Origin of the sequence: Niveispirillum sp. BGYR6, assembly GCF_027568365.1 — a bacterium.
Classification (GTDB): Bacteria; Pseudomonadota; Alphaproteobacteria; order Azospirillales; family Azospirillaceae; genus Niveispirillum.
Map to the genome: position 1 here is coordinate 128,853 of NZ_JANLNL010000003.1, position 17,886 is coordinate 146,738.

A 17,886-nucleotide genomic window follows, 5' to 3' on the forward strand; every position below is an offset into this window, starting at 1 on the left:
CCCGTCGCGGTTAATTGCCCAGCCGCGTCAAAGCGAACACCAGGGCCGATTGCGGATGCTGGCGCGGCAGCTGCAGGCCGATATTCATCAGCATCTCGCCGCTGAATTCGGCCCCCTGCCGCAGAGCGGCCACCAGGGGGGAGAGGCTTTTCACCTCGCCGGGCCAGGCCAGGCTGACCTTGTAACGGGCCCCAGCCTCCAGCCCGGCCAGACGCAGCCGGCCGGGGAAATAGCCCCCCTGCTCGCTGATCAGCATATAGCTGAACAGCGCCTGCCGCCCGTCGGCGGCCACCACGCCATAGGCCACCTCGTTGGCCGGGCGGTCCAGCCGCACCAGGGTGCCGCTATGGATCAGGGCGCGATGCTGCTTGTGCAGGGCGATGCCGGCGGCCAGTTCCCGGCGTTCCTCCGCCGTCAGCCCCAGCAGATCCACCTCCAGCCCCATATGGCCGAACATGGCGGTGGCAACGCGCGACGCCATGCTGACGCGCCGGCCGGTGATATGGCAGTCGGTGGGGCCGACATGGGCGCCCATCAGTTCAAATGGCAGGAAGGTGGACAGGCCGCGCTGGATGGACTGGCGGTCCAAAGCGTCATTGGTGTCGGATGTCCAGACCCGGTCGGTCCATTCCAGCACGCCCAGATCGGCGCGACCGCCGCCCGACGCACAGCTTTCCACCTCCACCCCCGGATGGGCGGCGCGCACCCGTGCCAGCAGCCGGTATAGACCGCGCACATGGGCGTGCGCGGCGGCGGCGCCATCGGCGCCGCCGGGATGGCTGAGATCGCGGTTCATGTCCCATTTCAGATAGGAGATGGGATATTCCCGCAGCAGCGCGTCGATGCGTTCGAACAGGTAATCCTGCACATCATCGCGGCTGGCATCCAGCACCAACTGGTTGCGGAACACCAGTTGCGGGGCGGGCGGCGTGCCCAGCACCCAATCAGGATGGGCGCGGAACAGGTCGCTGTCCGGGTTCACCATTTCCGGTTCCACCCACAGGCCGAATTCCATGCCGCGTTCCAGCACGCGGGCAGCCAGCGGGTGCAGCCCGTCGGGATAGATGCTGCGATCGACAAACCAGTCGCCCAGCCCCGCCTTGTCATCCCGCCGGCCATTGAACCAGCCATCATCCAGCACATAGCGTTCCACCCCCATATCGGCGGCGGCATCGGCCAGTTGCAGCAGGCGGGCGGGGTCGTGTTTGAAATAGACGGCTTCCCAGGTGTTGTAATGCACCGGGCGCGGCTTGGCGCGCAGGCGGCGATGCTGCGGCCGGGCGCGGATATGGGCATGGAAAGCGCTGCTCAACCCGTTGCGCCCGCTGCCGCTCCAGGCGGCATATAGGGTGGGGGTGCGATAGGCGGCACCCGGTGCCAGCCGCATTTCCCCCGGCATGAACAATTCGCCCATCTGCACAGAGGCGCGGCCATCGGACAGGGTTTCGGCATGGGTGGCGTGGTTGCCGCTCCACCCCAAATGCCAGCCGAACACCTCCCCCGCCTGCTCCCGCGCGCCCGCTTCCTGGGCCAGCAGGGCCGGGAAGGCATCGTGGGAGGTGCGGCCGCGCCGGTTCTCCCGGTTCAAGGCGCCCAGCGCGCGCGGCAGGGTGCGCATCTGGAATTCGCCGGACCAGCGCCCCTCAAACGACACCCATTCCGCCATCTCCGGCGGGATGGGCAGCACCGGGGCGGCGCACCAATCCACCACCAGTTCATCGCTGCCCAGGTTGCGCACCTGGGTCCAGCCGGTCAGCACCCCGCCATCGGGGCGCAGGGCCAGATGGTGCAGCAGTTCGATGCCGTTGGCGGCATCGACGGACCGGATTTCCACGCTGCCATCGCCACCGTTGCGCACATCTTCAATGGCGGTATAGGTCGCCCAGCGGCGCCCGCCCGCCCCATGGGCCTGCAGACCGGGGCGACCGGGAAAGCCCTGGCCGGCCAGCGGGGTCAGCGCCAGGGGGGCGGCCACCAGCGGGGAACAGGGCGCATCCTCCCGGGCGGCGGCAAGCGCCAGCATCTCCGGGCTGGTGGCGGCCCCGAGTTTGGCCCCCCAATGCAGCACGGCGGGCGATGGCCCCCGGCAATCGATGACCAGCGAACAGGCGGCCCCATCCAGGCGGACAAAGGCGGGAATGGCAGACATAGGGTGTTTCCTCGAAATGCGGGCGCCGCCTCCGGGACCAGTCCACGGGCGGTGCCGTTCGGGCGAGTTGGCGATTGACGCCCCTTAATTATAGTATAAATATGGCGTCAAACAAAAGGGGGTCTGTGCAACCGATCGCACGCCCGCCCATAGGGGGAAAATACCATGCTCGGCGTTTGTTATTACCCGGAACATTGGCCGGAATCCTGGTGGCGCGACGATGCCCGCCGGATGAAGGATCTGGGTCTTACCTATGTACGCATCGGCGAATTCGCCTGGTCGCGGTTTGAGCCCGATCCCGGCCGCCATGATTTTGACTGGTTCGACCGGGCGCTGGATGTGCTGGGCGGGGCCGGGCTGAAGGTGGTGGCCTGCACGCCGACGGCCACGCCGCCGAAATGGCTGGTGGACAAGTATCCGGACATTCTGCCCGTCGATCCGCATACCGGCACCGTGCGCGGCTTCGGCTCCCGCCGGCATTATGATTTTTCCTCTGAAACCTATCTGCGCGAATCCAACCGGATCACGCTGGCCTTGGCGGAACGCTATGGCAAGCATGATGCCGTGGCTGGCTGGCAGACGGATAATGAAATCTCCTGCCACAAGACCACGCTGTCGATCTCCGAAAGCGCCAAGCTGGCCTTCCGCCGCTGGTGCAAGGATCGCTATGGCGATATCGCCACGCTGAATGAGGCCTGGGGCAATATCTTCTGGTCGATGGAATATCGCTCCTTCGACGAAATCGATTGCCCCTTCCTGGCGGTGACGGAGACTAGCCCGGCCCACCGCATGGCGTTTTTCCGCTTTTCGTCGGATCAGGTGGCCCGGTTCCATCAGGCGCAGGTCGATATCCTGCGCGCCCACAGCCCCGGCCGCTTCATCACCCATAATTTCATCCCCATGAACGAGACGGGGGTGGATAATTACAAGCTGGCGGAATCGCTGGATTTCGCCTCTTACGATAATTATCCGCTGGGTCGCACTGACCTGTGGATGGCCGACCGTCCGGCCTCGGATTTCCAGCGCTATATGCGCACCGGCCACCCGGATTTCGGCACCTTCTTCTTTGACCAGACGCGTAGTCTGGCCGGCGGCAAGTTCTGGATCATGGAACAGCAGCCGGGTCCGGTGAACTGGGCTGGGCACAACCCGCGCCCGGAACCGGGCATGGTGCGGTTGTGGACGCTGGAAGCCTTCGCCCATGGGGCGGAAGTGGTCAGCTATTTCCGCTGGCGCCAAGCGCCGTTTGCGCAGGAACAGATGCACGCCGGCCTGCTGCGCCCCGACTGCACGGAAGCCGAAGCCTTCCCGCAGGTGCAGCAGGTGGTGCGTGAACTGGCGGCCCTGGATCTGGCCCCCGCCCCGGTGGCCAAGGCCCGCGTCGCCATCATCGCCGACCAGGAAGCGCAATGGCTGGGTGAGATTGAACGTCAGGGCAATTCCTATAACCATACCAAAGTAACACTGGCCTGGTACATGGCCGCGCGCGCCCTGGGCCTGGATGTCGATTTCATCCCCCCACATGGCGACCCCAGCGGTTATGACCTGATCCTGGCCCCCGGCTTGGCCATGCCGACGGCGGCCCAGGTGAAGCGGCTGGCCGACAGCGGCGCCACCCTGGTCTTTGCCCCCCGCTGCGGGGCGAAGAAGCCGGACGTCACCATGCCGGAAGGCCTGCCGCCGGGTGAGCTGCGCCAGCTGCTGCCGATCCGCGTGGTGAATGTGGAAACCACCCGGCCGGACTGCCCAGATACATTGGTCTGGGGCAACAAGACCTATGAAAGCCGTACCTGGCGCGAACAGCTGGAGGTGGGCGACGGTGCAGAAGTGCTGGCCCGCTTCGATAATGGCGATGCAGCCTTGGTCCGCAAGGACAAGGCGCTGTATCTGGCCAGCATCGTCGGCGAAGATCTGCTGACCGACCTGTTTGAAAGCCTGTGCGGTGAACGCGGCATCGCCACCGTGCGGGTGCCGCCAGACATGCGTTTGCGGCGGCGCGGTAACATCATGTTTGCATTTAACTATGCTAATGAGGCGCAGCCCGCCCCGGCACCTGCGGGGGCGGCATTCGTCCTCGGTGGGCCGATGGTCGGCCCGCGTGATGTCTCCGTCTGGAAGGTGTGACATGGCCAAGCGCCAGTTTGCATTCCTGGCGCTGGCTGTGGCGGTTGGGGTGGGGGCCGGGTATTTCCTGGCTCCCAAACCCGCAGCCCCCCTGGCCCCGCCCTCCACCAATGCCGCCGCCCTGTCCGACGCCCCGGCCCTGGCGGCCCGTGGGCCGTACAAGGTGGGCACCACCAATCTGCGTTTCACCCATAAGGACCAGCCGGACCTGATGGGCATCAATCCGGTGACGGGGAACATCCCCGCCAAGGATCGCGCCCTGGACATGATCGCCTGGTATCCGGCCAGCCTGAAGGCAGGCGAGGCAGAAAAGGCCAGCTACAGCTTCACCACCCCGCGCAGCCCGGTGATTCCGGCGGAAAGCCTGCCGGCCACGATGATGGCGGATGGGCACGCCGCCCGCGATGCCAGCCCTGACCGCACGGGCGGGCCCTATCCGCTGATCGTGTTCAGCCATGGTTTCCGCAATTTCGCAGCGGGCTTTGCCCAGACGATGGAGATTCTCGCCTCTAAGGGCTATGTGGTCGTCGCCATCGAACATCGTGATGCCGAACCGTCCGCCACCAGCCCCATGGCGCTGGTGTTCGGCAATACGGTGGTGACCCGTGCTGCCGATCAGCGTTTTGTCATCGCTGAACTGACGGCGCGGGCCACGGCCAGCGATAACCCGCTGGCCGGGCTTTACGACCCCAGCAACATCGGCCTGATGGGCTATTCCATGGGCGGGTTCGGCGCGCTGATCACCATGGGCGCCGGCTTTGATGCACAGGGGCCGCTCTATCCACAGATACCGGGCAACCTGCTGGCGGGTGAGGTGGCGGGGGCGGAGCCCTTGCGCAACGGCGTGCCGGCGGGCGTGAAGGCGATGGTCGGCTTTGCCCCCTGGGGGGCCGGCGATGCCCTGCGCGTCTGGTCACCCGAAGGGCTGGCGGCGGTGAAGGTGCCCAGCCTGCTGATCGTGGGTGACCAGGATGATGTGTCGGGCTTTGATGGCGGGGTGCACCGCATCTTTGACCAGATGACGGGCAGCGACCGCCGGATGCTGGTCTATCAGGGCGCCCGCCACAATATCGCCGGCGACGGCACGCCGCCGCAGCTGGCGCATTATTTCTCCTTCGTGGAGCGCTATGACGAGCCGGTATGGCGGCGCGACCGCATCCTGTCCATCAATGTGCATTTCGTCACCGCCTTTCTGGACGCCACCCTGAAGGGCAAGGCGGACAGTGCGGCCTATCTGAACGTCCCCACGGTGAAGGCCGCTGACGGGAAATGGCCCGACGACAAGGCCCCCAGCAGTGCCGATTACTGGCCGGGTTTCCAGCGCCGCTGGGCGCTGGGGCTGGAACTGCATCACAAATCCGCCGGGCAATAACCGGCGACGGAACAAAAGGATCGGGAGGATATGGAATTACCCTTGCTGCAAGTCGGCATTGCCGCGGCCCTGACGGCCCTGGTCGCCGGCGGGACTGTATGGAAATGCCGCCGGGCCAAGATCCACAGCAGCGACGGCAACCAGGAATTCTTCCTGGCCGGCCGTGGCCTCAGCTGGTTCTTCATCGCCGGATCGATCACCATCACCAACCTGTCAGCCGAACAGCTGGTGGGCATGAATGGCAACCAGATGGCCCTGCTGGCCTGGTGGGAGCTGGCGGCGGTGGTCGGCCTGTCGATCCTGGCCCTGGTCTTCCTCCCGATCTATTACCGGTATAATTGTACCACCACCACCGAACTGCTGGAAAAAAAGTACAATAACAAGTCGATCCGCAGCACGATCGGCGGCCTGTTCATGCTGGGCAATATTCTGATCTACATGCCCATCATGCTGTACAGCAGTTCACTGTTCCTGAAATCCATGTTCGGGTTGCAGGTACCGATCCTGCTGATTTCCGCCATCCTGGCGGTGGCAGGATCGGCCTTCGCCATTCTGGGCGGCCTGCGCGCCGTGGCGGTGGCCGACACCTATTCCGGTGTGCTGCTGCTCTCCATGGGCACGCTGGTGGTGTTCCTGGCGCTGGCCGCCATCGGCTGGGATTTTTCCGGCATCCCGCCGGAACGCCTGTCGATGATCGGCGGCAATGACAGCCCCATTCCCTGGCATACGCTGCTGACCGGCATGGTGTTCATCCAGATTTACTATTGGTCCACCAACCAGACCATCACCCAGCGCGCCATGGCCGCCCCCACCCTGCGGGAAGCGCAGAAGGGCGTGCTGGCCGCCGCTGCCGTGCGGCTGGCCATCATCCCGCCGATGGTGGTGATCCCCGGCATCGTCTCCTACAAGCTCTATGGTCATATCGGGGACCATGCCTATGGCCAGATCGCCGGGGCCCTGCTGCCGGAATATCTGACCGGCATCTTCGCCGCCGCCCTGGTCACGGCCATGCTGGCGCATTTCGCCTCTGTGCTGAACAGCACGGCCGCCCTTTATGTCTGCGATCTGCACGAGAAGTATATCAATGCCCGCCCGGCCAATGTGCCGGTGCTGAGCGGGGTGGCCAGCGTGATCTTCGTGCTGATCGCCGTGGCCCTGGTGCCGGTCTATACCGACGCGCAGAGCATCATCAATCTGGTGCAGCAGCTGAACGGCCTGTTGTCGATGCCGATCCTGTCGGCCTTCATCGTCGGCCTGCTGTTCCGCAATGTGGATGCCCGTGCGGCCATTCTGGCCGTGGTGTTCGGCGTCGCCCTCTATGGCTATTTCAGCTTCGTCTGGGCGCCGCTGCACTATATCCACATGATGTTCATCACGCTCTGGGTGACGGTGGCCTTCTCCCTCACGGTCAACCGGTTCGTGTTCGGCAGGAAGGCGACGTTCATCCTCTCCGGCCGGGGCAAGGCTGTCGCTGGTGCCGCCGCACAGGCAAACGGGTCGTAAGGGGCAGGGGGCCTGAGTGCCCCCAACCACTCCAAAAGCAAAAAGGCGGCCCCGACTGGTGGCCGCCTTTTTCATATTGCCCCGGTGACCATGGCTGGTCACCGGGTTTTGCGGTCAATACCGAGGGTCAAGAAAATGACCGTCGGTACGGCGGCGACTGCCGCCGCCCGGCGCTTGAGGGAGGACAGGTATTACTTACCGTCCACCAGTTTCTGCGTCAGATAAACCACCTGCAGGGCCGTCACTTCCGCGCGCTGTTTCAGGTTGGCCGCCGCTGAATGGCCGCCTTCCATGTTCTCATAATACATCACCGGATGGCCCAGGCTTTCCAGCTTGGCCACGAACTTGCGGGCATGGCCCGGATGCACGCGGTCATCCTTGGTGGAGGTGTAAACCAGCGCTTCGGGGTACTTCACATCCTTCTTGATGTTCTGGTACGGGCTGAACTTGGCCAGCCATTCGCGTTCCGCCGGGATTTCCGGGTTGCCATATTCCCCCATCCAGGAGGCACCGGCCAGCAGCGTGTGATAGCGCATCATGTCCAACAGCGGCACAGCCACAATGACGGCCCCGAACAGGTCCGGGCGCTGGGTCATGGTCACGCCGGTCAGCAACCCGCCGTTGGACCCACCCTGGATGCCCAGCTTGGCCGGTTTTGTCACCTTGGTCTTGATCAGATCCTCGGCCACGGCCTGGAAATCATCATAGGCGCGCTGGCGGTTGCCCTTCAGGGCCGCCTGATGCCAGCGCGGGCCGAATTCCCCGCCGCCCCGGATATTGGCCACCACATAGGTGCCGCCCTGTTCCAGCCAGGCCTTGCCCAGCACGGACATGTAGGACGGGGTCATCGAAATCTCGAAACCGCCATAGCCGTAGAGCAGGGTGGGGTTATTGCCATCCGCCTTCTGGTTCTTCGGTCGCACGATGAAGTACGGCACCTTGGTGCCATCCTTGCTGGTGGCAAAGCGCTGTTCGGTGGTGAAGGGGGCGGCATCAAACCGGGCCGGCAGCGCCTTGATACCCTGCGGCTTGCCCCCCTTTTCCATCAGATACAGCGTGTCGGGCTGCAGGAAGTTAGTGTAGCTGACCAGCACATCGGTGCTGAAGGCATCGGTGGAGATGATGTTCAGGCTGCCATTGGCCGGCAGGTCGATGGCGGTCTGCTGCCAGCCGCCGGTGCCCTTGCGGGTGGCCAGCAGCTTGCCGGTCACATTATCCAGCAGGTCAATATAGATGGCATCCTGCGCCAGGGCCACGCCCTGGATGGCAGCAGTCTCACCCGGCGAATAGATGACATCGACCGATGTGACCTTGCCAGCGGCCGCCTGGGCCAGCGGCAGGGCCACCAGATCGCCCTTTTTCAGCGCCTTGCCGGCCACCGACCAATCATCGCGCAGCGACAGGATCAGGTCGCCATTCATCACGCCGCGCAGCTCAAGGCCCAGCGGCAGGGCCAGCTTGGTGGTCTTGGCGTCAGCACCGACCAGATGCCATTCCTCGGTGAAGAAATCGGGGCCGCGCTGCACCAGCAGGGTGGTGCCTTCGGGGCGGCGCACAGCATAGGGCCGGGCCCAGACATCCTGCTTGCCCACTTCCAGCAACAGCGGCGCCTTGGCCAGATCGGTGCCGCGCTTCCACAGGCGCACCTGCCGCGCATAACCGCTGTCGGTCATGCTGTCGGGGCCGAAATTGGTCGCCACCATCAGGGTGTTTTCATCGGCCCAGTCGATGGTCTGCTTGGATTCCGGCAGTTGGAACCCGTCCTTGACGAAGCTCTTGGTCTTGACGTCGAATTCCCGCACGGTGACGGCATCCTTGCCGCCGTCGGACAGATAGACCAGGCAGCGGGTGGCATCGGCGCCGACGCAATTATGGCCCTTATAGACCCAGTTCTTGCCCTCATCCTTGGCCAGCTTGTCGATATCCAGCACGATATCCCACTGGGTATCCTGGGATTTATAGCTGTCCAGGCTGGTGCGCCGCCATACGCCGCGCACATTGGTCTGGTCCTGCCAGAAATTATCGACCTTGCCGCCTTCCAGGCTGCCATAGGCGATGCGATCCTTGGCGGTCAGCACCTTTTCCGCCTCGGCGCGGATCGGCTCGAAACGCGGATCGTTCTTCAGGCGGGCAAAGGTGGCCTCGTTATGCTTGCGGCCCCAGTCCAGCGCCTTCGCACCTTCCACTTCCTCCAGCCAGACGAAGGGGTCCTTGGCTGCCTGCGATGCGGCGAAAGCCGGTTCCTGCACCTTGTCTTCTCCCTGTGCCGCCGTTGCGGCCAACGCCACGACGGCCACCGCCGTCAGCAATGCCTTGCGAAAAACCATGGGCCTGTTCCACCTGTTCCGGGGATGACCGGGACCGTCCGAAGTCACCGGTCTTTGGTTAGGATGGAATTGGTACCATCCCGGTGCCAGCCGGTTAAGCGGTCGTAACAAGCCGGAAACAAAATCACCCTACCGGGCTGAACCGTCCCCCGGTCATCGGTTCTGGCACGCCCGTGGTGCCGGGCAGGGACAGCGGCAGGCCCAGGCGTGAGCGCACCGCCAGATAGGCAAAGGCCTCTGCCTCCAGCGCGTCGCCGTTCCAGCCCAAGCCATCCACCGGCGATACCGGCACGCCCAGCCGTTCGGCCAGCATCCACATCAGGGTTTCATTGCGCCGCCCCCCGCCGCAGACCAGCCAGCGGCGCGGCGGGGTGGGCAGATGGTCCAGCGCCCGCACGATGCTTTCCGCCGTGAAGGCCGTCAGCGTGGCCGCCGCATCGGCAGTATCCAGATTGGTCAGCGCCGTGCGGTTCCAGGCGTCGCGGTCCAGCGATTTGGGCGGTGGGGCCTGGAAATAACCATGATCCAGCAGCCGGACCAGCAGGTCCATATCCACCTTGCCCGTGGCCGCGATCCGCCCGCCATCATCATAGGGCTCGCCCGTGCGCGACAGGATCAGGTCATCCACCAGCGCATTGCCGGGGCCGGTATCAAAGGCCAGCACATCCAGCTCCCCGGGCCCCAGCCAGGTGACATTGGCCACCCCGCCAATATTCAAGATGGCCACGGGCCGTTCCAGATCGCCCACCAGTGCCTGATGGTACAGCGGCACCAGCGGCGCCCCCTGGCCACCCGCCTTCACGTCCGCCGTGCGAAAATCAAACACCACATCAATGCCGGTGGAAGCCGCCAGCCGGGCCCCATCGCCGATCTGCCAGGTATGCCGCCGGTCGGGCGCGTGCAGGATGGTGTGGCCGTGAAAACCGATCAGGTCCACCTGATCCGGGGTCAGGTCATGCACGCGCAGCGCACTGGCCACCGCGTCGGCGTGCAGGTCGGTCAGTTCCTGTTCCACACCCGCCACATCGCCCACCCCGCCCAGCACGGCGCGCAGCCGGTCGCGGAAGGCCCGGCGATAGGGGGCGAACAGGAAGCCCAGCGGTTCCACCAGCCCATGCCCGTCGGTACGGATCAGGGCGGCATCGATGCCATCCATCGACGTGCCGCTCATCAGACCCAATGCGGTGAAAACCTGCCCTGCCATCGTGCCCCCGTGCCCATTGCTGGCAACTGTGCTACCACGCCCTTGCCCATAGGGGCGATCAACTTCGATCAAAGACCAAGGTTTGAGAGATCATGACCACGACCACCGCACCCGCGAACATCAAATCCGACTTCCTGCGCGTGATGGTGGAGCGTGGTTATTATCACCAGGCCACCGATCTGGAAGCGCTGGACAAGAAATTCCTGGAAGGCCCGGTCACGGCCTATAACGGCTATGATGCCACGGCGGACAGCCTGCATGTTGGCCATCTGCTGCCCACCATGATTCAGCGCTGGCTGGGCAAGACGGGCAACAACCCCATCCTGTTGATGGGCGGCGGCACCACCAAGATCGGCGACCCGTCCGGCCGCGATGAAACCCGCAAGCTGCTGACGACCGAGGATATCAACGCCAATATTGACAGCATCAAGGGCGTGTTCGACCGCATGTTCACCTTTGGCGACGGCGCCCCCGGCACCGCCCGGCTGGTGAATAATGCCGACTGGCTGGATCAGCTGGAATATATCCCGTTCCTGCGCGATATCGGCCGCCACTTCACCATCAACCGCATGTTGAGCTTCGATTCGGTGAAGCTGCGCCTGGACCGTGAACAGCCGCTGACCTTCCTGGAATTCAATTACATGATCCTCCAGGCCTATGATTTTGTGGAGCTGAGCCGCCGTTTCGGCTGCTCGCTGCAGACCGGTGGCAGTGACCAGTGGGGCAATATCGTCAATGGGGTGGAACTGGGGCGCCGTATCGCCCAGGCCGACCTGTATGGCTTTACCTGCCCGCTGCTGACCACGGCGTCGGGTGCCAAGATGGGCAAGACCGCCGCCGGGGCCGTCTGGCTGAACGAAGACCGGCTGTCCAACCTGGATTTCTGGCAGTATTGGCGCAACACGGAAGATGCGGATGTCGTCCGCTTCCTGAAGCTGTTCACCGAACTGCCGCTGGATGAGATCGCCCGCTTGGGGGCCCTGGCGGGTGCAGAGATCAACGAGGCCAAGAAGATCCTGGCGACAGAGATCACCGCCCTGGTGCGGGGCCGGGAGGCTGCCGAACAGGCCGCCGAAACCGCCCGCCGCACGTTCGAGGAGGGGGCCGCTGCCGATGGCCTGCCCACGGTGGAAATCCCGCAAGGCAGCCTGACCGATGGTGCCTATCTGGCCGACCTGATGGTGCAGACCGGCCTGTCCGCTAGCAAGGGGGAGGCGCGCCGCCTGATCAAGGGCAATGGCGTGAAGGTGAATGACGCCGCCGTGTCGGACGAGGCGTACAAGCTCTACGCCTCCCATATCGGCGATGACGGCGTGATCAAACTGTCCGCCGGCAAGAAGCGCCATGCCCTGGTGAAGCCGGTCTGATGGGCGCGGGTGCCGTGATGAACGGTGCCCCAACCCTGCGATAACGTAGAATTTGGCGGGGCGTATAGAACGCCCCGCCAGCCTCCGCTGTTTACAGTTCCAGCGCGTTGGTCAGGTCGCCCAGCGGCTTTGCGCCATTGGCGGCCAAGGCGGCATCGCGGGTCTTGATGCCCTCCAGCGTCGGCAGGCCATAGCGCTTGGTGATGAAACGCAGGATGGACGTGGTGTCATACTGCGTATGGTCGACAAACCCCTTCTTGGCGTGGGGGGAGATGATGATCGCCGGGATGCGGGTGCCGGGGCCGAAACGGTCGGCCTTGGGCGGGGCCACATGGTCCCAGAAGCCGCCATTTTCATCATAGGTGACAATGACCAGCATGTGCTTCCATTGCGGGCTCTTTTCCAGATGCTGCACAATGTCGGCAATATGCTGGTCACCGCTGATCACATCGGCATAGCCCGCATGTTCGTTCAGGTTGCCCTGCGGCTTGTAGAAGCTGACCTGGGGCAACGTGCCGGCATCGATGGCCTTGATGAATTCCGCCCCGTCCATGCCGCCATCGCGCAGATGCTCCGCCCGCGCCTTGGTGCCGGGGGCGTAATTGGCAAAATAGTTGAACGGCTGGTGGTGGAACTGGAAATTCGGCGCGGGCGAGGCATTCTGCCCAGCCAGGGTGGCATTAAAGGCCGACGCGTACCAGGCCCAGCTGACCCCCTTGGCTGATAGCAGATCGCCGATGGTGGTCTGGGTCTGCGGCGGCAGCGTGGTGGGGGCGGCCGGGTCGGCATAGGCCGGATCGCCGCCTTGGGCCGGCTTGTTATTGCTGGGCTGATAGGGCGGCTGCATCGTGTTGACGGCGTAGAAATCCGGCGTCAGGTTGCCATCCTTGGCAAATTTCGGCGGCCCCTGTAGGGCCGATGCCGGTGAATTCTCGGCCAGCACCAGGGTTACGCCATCCGGCCCGACCTGGGAAATCAGATCCTTGGCCGGGCTTTTATCCGCATCGGGATAAAAGGGCGCGCAGGCGCAGGCCAGCTGGAAATGGTTGAAGAAGGAACCGCCAAACCCGCCCATGAAGAAATGGTCGGCCAGGGTGTAGCGCTTTGCTACCTGCCAGAGTGGCAGTTTGGAGCCATCATAATGGCCCATCACCAGCCCGCCCGTATCACCCCAGGCGGCAAACCGGTCATTGCGTCCGCCATTGATCTGCATCTGGTTCTGATAGAACCGGTGCCACAGGTCGCGGGTGGCAACCCCCAGCGACTGGTTAAAGCCCTTGGGATCATCGATGGCGAACGGCGCATTGGGCAGATGTTCGGTCTGGGCCTGGGTGACGGCAGGTGTCACCCCCTTGGCCGTCAGCCCGCCCCAGACGGGGGGCAGTTCGGCCAGCGGCTTGCCGTCGCGGTCGGCCTGCACAATGCCGGATTTTTCCGCCTGCGCCAGCCCGTCAGCACCGGGGAAATGGCCATAGAGATTATCGAAACTGCGGTTCTCGGCATAGATCACCACCACCGTCTCAATCTTTTCCAGCCCCTTGGGCGTGGCCGCCAGGGCAGGGGAGGTCAGCGCGGTGGCGGCCAGCAGCATCGGCAACAGCAAGGGGCGGATGGTCATCGGTGTCTCTCGCAGACGGCGGAACGGATGGCGCAATCTCCTACTCCCCCCGCGTGTCGGTTTCATGATCCTTGATCGGCGGTGCCGGTGCCACAATGTCGCACCGGCGTTGAGCTGTCATATTCCGGCGTTATGAAAGGCGGGAAGCGAGTTTGTCAGGATGGGTGTGATGGGGCGTTGTGTGCGGGTGATGGCGGGGCTGCTGGCCCTGGTGCTGCTGGCCGGTGGGGCGGCGGCTGCCATGACACGGCAGGAGGTCTATGCGAGGGTAGAGCTGTTGCGGCAGGCGGGAGCGGGGATTTTCGCCGACCCCAGCCTGTCGGCGTCGGGCAAGCTGGCCTGCGCCTCCTGCCATGTGCCGGGCAACGCCTTCGGCCCGGTCAGTGGGAAGGCTGTGGAGCCGGGCGGGCCGGACCTGTCGCTATCCGGCCATCGGGCGGTGCCATCACTGACCTATACCCAGGCTGTACCCGCCTTCAACGAACATATGTTCGATACCGACCCCTATGGCGATGACAGTGTGGATGGCGGCCCGTCTGGCGGCCTGACCTGGGATGGCAGGGTGGACCGCACGGCCGATCAGGCGCGCATCCCGCTGTACTCCCCGGTGGAAATGGCCGCATCCGGCCCGGCTGCGGTGGCAAAGGCATTGCGCGCTGCCCCCTATGCCGGGTTGCTGCGCCAGTCGGTGGGGGAGGGGGCGTTTGCCCAGGATGAAGCGCTGGTGAGTCTCGCCCTGTCGGCGCTGGAGGTCTATCAGCAGACGCCCGCCCTGTTCTATCCCTATAGCAGCAAGTACGACGCCTATCTCCAGGGCAAGGCGACCCTGACGGCGCAGGAGGCGCGCGGGCTGGCCCTGTTCAATGATGAGGCGAAGGGCAATTGTGCGTCGTGCCACAAGAGTGCGATGGATATGGACGGCACGCCGCCGCAATTCACCGATTACGGTTTGATCGCGCTGGGCGTGCCGCGCAACCGCGCCATCCCGGCCAATGCCGATCCGGCCTTTTTTGATCTGGGCCTGTGCGGCCCTGACCGGACGGATTTTAAGGCACGTGCGGATTATTGCGGCCTGTTCCGCACGCCGTCGCTGCGCAATGTCGCCCTGCGCAAGCGCTTCTTCCATAACGGGGTTTTCAGTGACCTGACCCAGGCGGTTGCCTTCTACGCCACCCGCGACACCGACCCCGCCCGCTGGTTCCCGCGCAAACCCGATGGCACGGTGGAGGTGTTCGACGATCTGCCCGCCCCCTATCGCGCCAACCTGAACATGGACCCGCCCTTTGGCGGCAAGGTCGGCGACAAGCCGGCGCTGAACGAGGCGGAAATTGCCGATATTGTCGCCTTTCTGGGGACGTTGACGGATGGATGGCGGGGTAGCGGTGCTGCTCACCCCAGTGGTGGCTGAAAGAGGGCGCGCGCCTTGGCAGTTTCTGCCCGCGTGAGGCAGCCCGCGGCAGGGTTGTTGATCAACCCCATTGCCGGCATGACGGCGAAAACCGTTGTCGGGCCGACGCCCCCCAGCCACGCTGCAGGATCAAAACCCGCACAGGATATTGAAGTTGCGTTGAGAATGTAATTCCTAGTCGTTGGTGCTGTAATACCAACGTTCATGGTTCATGGCCGTTGGCATAATAAGCTCAACGTTCACAAATGATCCGCGCTAAATAGCCCCGGAATGCTTGGAGTTTGGCCGGTAGGTTGCCGTACCGCCAATGACCATTCCAAATGTTTTTGTGACCCACAGGGAACAGTTTGCGCATGGTGGAGCGGTTTCGCCTAAGCTGTTGTACGAAATCAACTTATAAAGTCGCGGCGTATCCCGGTTCTCAAAAATCTGCGCGTAAATATGGGCTTCGGCACAATCTTCAAAGCGTCGATTTAAGACAGGCGTCAGGTTCGACCAAGGGGGATTTTTGCCATTAAGCACGGCATCGACATAGGCACTGTTCCCACTTCTGCCAATCACCCTCTTGCTGCCACATTGGGCTTCCGCGTTCATTCCCCTGGGCAAATCCCGGGTCTGGGCCCTGACATTGGTGCGTTTGCGCTCCCGCTTTTCAAATTCCCGTTGCGCCTTTGACTTCTTCGGGAGAATGACGCGCTGCGCAATCTCAGAACAGAAAGTCTGATGGCTTGCGGGCTTCAGCTGGACCATGCTGGCGAAGCGCCCCATCCGATCGGCCTCTGCCTCCAGCATGGTGTCCTGGATGACAGAAAGACTGCTTCCGGCCGGCGCCTTTACCCTTCCTTGGCGCTGCTGCACCACATGGGCCAACTCATGGCCCAGCAGTTGCTGGCCCTGCAGCGTTTCCGGTTGATAGCGTCCGGGGGCGAAATAGATGTCGGTCCCGGTGGTAAACGCGATGGCGCCGATGCGGGCGGCCTGGGGGCCAACATGGATACGCACGGACGAGAAATCCGCCCCCAATGCCGCTTCCATCTTGGCCAGAATGGTGGGCGGCAGCGGCTGCCCACCGCCCCGGTTCAGGCCCAACTGATGCGGATCGACGGGGAAACTGGCATTGGCGCCATGGGCCTGCAGCGGCTGGCCCGGTGTCCGTGCTGTTGCCGCCGGTTGAAAAGCCGGTGCCGGCGCACCGGAGCGTTGGCGGGCGGGCGGCAGTCCCGGACGTGGCGGCGGTGCCATCGGCCCACCGGGGGCCGCACGGGCCTGCAACAGCACTGGTGGCGCGCCACCGGGGAAAAACCCCTGGATAATCCGTCCGCCCATGGCATCACCCTATAAAAGGTGTTCATCTGCGCTAACGCCACTATAGCGGATATTTCTGCACTTCAAAAGTGGTTCGGGGGGCTGGTCCGGCAATCAGGCAGGAGCGACCGTTGCGCCGGATCGGCGTGGCGGATATGGTTCGTCATCGACAGGCCTGTCGATGACGCCTTGAACGTAGCCCGATAGGATTTGATCAATTGAGCGACAACCTGACCTGCCCCCAATGCTCCTCGGGGCATGTCTATCACGATGGCAGCTTGTGGGTATGCCCGGAATGCGGCCATGAATGGAACCCCGATGCGGCTGGCGTGGAAGAGGCGGCGGATGCTGTGATCCGCGATGCCAATGGCAATGTGCTGGCCGATGGCGACACCGTGACTGTGATCAAGGATTTGAAGGTCAAGGGCTCGTCCCTGGTCATCAAGGGCGGCACCAAGGTCAAGGGCATCCGCCTGACGGACGGTGCCAATGGCCATAACATTGCCTGCAAGATCGATGGGATCGGGGCAATGGACCTGAAGTCCGAATTTGTGAAGAAAGCATAAATGTAAGGGGCTCAAGAGAATTTCTCTTCAGCCCCGATTTCCCGTAAAGGTATGGGAAAAGCTGAGACAGGCTTATCTCAAAAAAATGGATATGCGGTGAGAGTGATCTTTGACACAGACCACTCTATCGCCTTGTGGAATTGTCCCATCCGCGGGGGACGAAGGGGCTGCCGGCGCGTTTCCGCTGTGCTGGAACGTAGGATTGTCCACCACGGAGACGGGCGTTTCGCCGCCTCATCATCCCCATTTCCCATGGTTTATACCGGGTGGCGTGTCCACCGAAGTCCGATATGAAGAGGCGATCTTGCTGATTGAAAAGCTGAACTGGCGCTATGCCACCAAGAAGATGGACCCGTCCAAGGCTGTGCCGCAGGACAAGCTGGACCGGATTCTGGAGGCGATCCGCCTCACCCCCACCTCCAGCGGGCTGCAGCAGTTCGAAGTGCTGGTGGTGACCAACAAGGAAATCCGGGAGAAGATCAAGGCGATCGCCTGGAACCAGGGTCAGGTCACCGATGGTTCCCACCTGCTGGTCTTTGCCGCCTGGGATAATTACACCGCAGATCGCATCAACGGCATGTTCGATCTGGTGAACCAGGAACGCGGTTTCACCAATGAAGGCTGGGAAAATTACCGCCAGATGCTGCTGAATAACTATCCGCAGCGCGATCCGGAGGTGAATTTCCAACATGCCGCGCGTCAGGCCTATATTGCGTTGGGTCTGGCCATGACGGCCGCCGCCTTTGAAGGGGTGGACTGCACCCCGATGGAAGGGTTCGATCCGGCTGCTCTGGATGAAATCCTGGGCCTGCGGGCGCTGGGGCTGCGGTCTGCCGTTATTCTGCCGCTGGGCTATCGTGATCCGGCCGGCGATTGGCTAGTTAATCTGAAGAAGGTGCGCCGCGCGGCCGCCCAGGTCTTCCGCTTCGTCGATTGATCATTG

General features: G+C 63.6%; 12 protein-coding genes. 7 read left to right on the forward strand and 5 right to left on the reverse strand.

Translation table 11 applies throughout. The annotated features are described in order from the left end of the window. Positions 1-10: 10 nt before the first annotated feature. Positions 11-2,149, reverse strand: a complete 2,139-nt coding sequence (locus PCJ49_RS08765) for an alpha-galactosidase (RefSeq protein ID WP_269910608.1) — start codon at positions 2,147-2,149, stop codon at positions 11-13. 165 nt (positions 2,150-2,314) lie between these two features. On the opposite strand from PCJ49_RS08765, the gene PCJ49_RS08770 reads away from it, so the two are divergent. Genes PCJ49_RS08770 through PCJ49_RS08780 form a run of 3 tightly spaced genes read left to right on the forward strand, consistent with a single transcriptional unit; the run spans position 2,315 to position 7,148 of the window. After that, on the forward strand, positions 2,315-4,273 hold the full coding sequence (locus PCJ49_RS08770) for a beta-galactosidase (RefSeq protein ID WP_269910609.1): 1,959 nt from the start codon (positions 2,315-2,317) through the stop codon (positions 4,271-4,273). A 1-nt stretch (position 4,274) separates the two neighbouring features. Further along, a complete protein-coding gene (locus PCJ49_RS08775) occupies positions 4,275-5,645 on the forward strand; it encodes a hypothetical protein (RefSeq protein WP_269910610.1) in 1,371 nt (456 codons plus the stop codon). Between the two features lie 30 nt (positions 5,646-5,675). After that, on the forward strand, positions 5,676-7,148 hold the full coding sequence (locus PCJ49_RS08780) for an SLC5 family protein (protein WP_269910611.1): 1,473 nt from the start codon (positions 5,676-5,678) through the stop codon (positions 7,146-7,148). A 191-nt stretch (positions 7,149-7,339) separates the two neighbouring features. Here the strand turns inward: PCJ49_RS08780 and PCJ49_RS08785 are convergent, their stop codons facing one another. Next, complete coding sequence (locus PCJ49_RS08785; protein ID WP_269910612.1) at positions 7,340-9,475, reverse strand: prolyl oligopeptidase family serine peptidase; 2,136 nt, start codon at positions 9,473-9,475, stop codon at positions 7,340-7,342. Positions 9,476-9,599: 124 nt separating this feature from the next. Next, complete coding sequence (locus PCJ49_RS08790) at positions 9,600-10,679, reverse strand: anhydro-N-acetylmuramic acid kinase (protein WP_269910613.1); 1,080 nt, start codon at positions 10,677-10,679, stop codon at positions 9,600-9,602. Positions 10,680-10,771: 92 nt separating this feature from the next. Between PCJ49_RS08790 and tyrS the strand changes: the two genes are divergently transcribed. Then, a complete protein-coding gene (tyrS, locus tag PCJ49_RS08795) occupies positions 10,772-12,046 on the forward strand; it encodes a tyrosine--tRNA ligase (protein WP_269910614.1) in 1,275 nt (424 codons plus the stop codon). Positions 12,047-12,137: 91 nt separating this feature from the next. Here tyrS and PCJ49_RS08800 read toward each other — a convergent pair whose 3' ends face one another. Then, positions 12,138-13,637 (reverse strand): acid phosphatase, encoded by a 1,500-nt coding sequence (locus PCJ49_RS08800; protein WP_269910877.1) that lies wholly within the window; start codon positions 13,635-13,637, stop codon positions 12,138-12,140. A 196-nt stretch (positions 13,638-13,833) separates the two neighbouring features. Here PCJ49_RS08800 and PCJ49_RS08805 point away from each other — a divergent pair, with 196 nt between their 5' ends. Further along, on the forward strand, positions 13,834-15,072 hold the full coding sequence (locus PCJ49_RS08805; protein ID WP_269910615.1) for a cytochrome c peroxidase: 1,239 nt from the start codon (positions 13,834-13,836) through the stop codon (positions 15,070-15,072). A gap of 255 nt (positions 15,073-15,327) precedes the next feature. Here PCJ49_RS08805 and PCJ49_RS08810 read toward each other — a convergent pair whose 3' ends face one another. Beyond that, on the reverse strand, positions 15,328-16,314 hold the full coding sequence (locus PCJ49_RS08810) for a DUF4157 domain-containing protein (RefSeq protein WP_269910616.1): 987 nt from the start codon (positions 16,312-16,314) through the stop codon (positions 15,328-15,330). Positions 16,315-16,595: 281 nt separating this feature from the next. Here PCJ49_RS08810 and PCJ49_RS08815 point away from each other — a divergent pair, with 281 nt between their 5' ends. Together PCJ49_RS08815 and PCJ49_RS08820 are read left to right on the forward strand one after the other, a co-directional pair. After that, positions 16,596-16,943, forward strand: a complete 348-nt coding sequence (locus PCJ49_RS08815) for a zinc ribbon domain-containing protein YjdM (protein WP_269910617.1) — start codon at positions 16,596-16,598, stop codon at positions 16,941-16,943. A gap of 271 nt (positions 16,944-17,214) precedes the next feature. Next, complete coding sequence (locus tag PCJ49_RS08820) at positions 17,215-17,880, forward strand: NAD(P)H-dependent oxidoreductase (RefSeq protein ID WP_269910618.1); 666 nt, start codon at positions 17,215-17,217, stop codon at positions 17,878-17,880. Positions 17,881-17,886: the final 6 nt, after the last annotated feature.